This window comes from Limosilactobacillus mucosae DSM 13345 (genome assembly GCF_001436025.1).
Taxonomy (GTDB): Bacteria; Bacillota; Bacilli; order Lactobacillales; family Lactobacillaceae; genus Limosilactobacillus; species Limosilactobacillus mucosae.
Genome location: NZ_AZEQ01000072.1, coordinates 1 through 591 on the forward strand (window position 1 = coordinate 1; position 591 = coordinate 591).

The window sequence follows — 591 nt, forward strand, 5'->3', positions numbered from 1 at the left end:
CCTCATCATCTCTGAGGGGTCTTACTTCCATAAGGAATGGGAAATCTCATCTTGAGGCGAGTTTCACGCTTAGATGCTTTCAGCGTTTATCTCATCCATACATAGCTACCCAGCGATGCTCCTGGCGGAACAACTGGTACACCAGCGGTATGTCCATCCCGGTCCTCTCGTACTAAGGACAGGTCCTCTCAAATTTCCTACGCCCGCGACGGATAGGGACCGAACTGTCTCACGACGTTCTGAACCCAGCTCGCGTACCGCTTTAATGGGCGAACAGCCCAACCCTTGGGACCGACTACAGCCCCAGGATGCGATGAGCCGACATCGAGGTGCCAAACCTCCCCGTCGATGTGGACTCTTGGGGGAGATAAGCCTGTTATCCCCAGGGTAGCTTTTATCCGTTGAGCGATGGCCCTTCCATGCGGAACCACCGGATCACTAAGCCCGACTTTCGTCCCTGCTCGACCTGTCTGTCTCGCAGTCAAGCTCGCTTGTGCCTTTACACTCTGCGAATGATTTCCAACCATTCTGAGCGAACCTTTGGGCGCCTCCGTTATCTTTTGGGAGGCGACCGCCCCAGTCAAACTGCCC

At 55.2% G+C, this 591-nt stretch carries 1 rRNA gene; it reads right to left on the reverse strand.

Annotated features, from left to right (window positions below):
• Nucleotides 1-591, reverse strand: a 23S ribosomal RNA gene (locus FC47_RS10230); the annotation flags it as partial.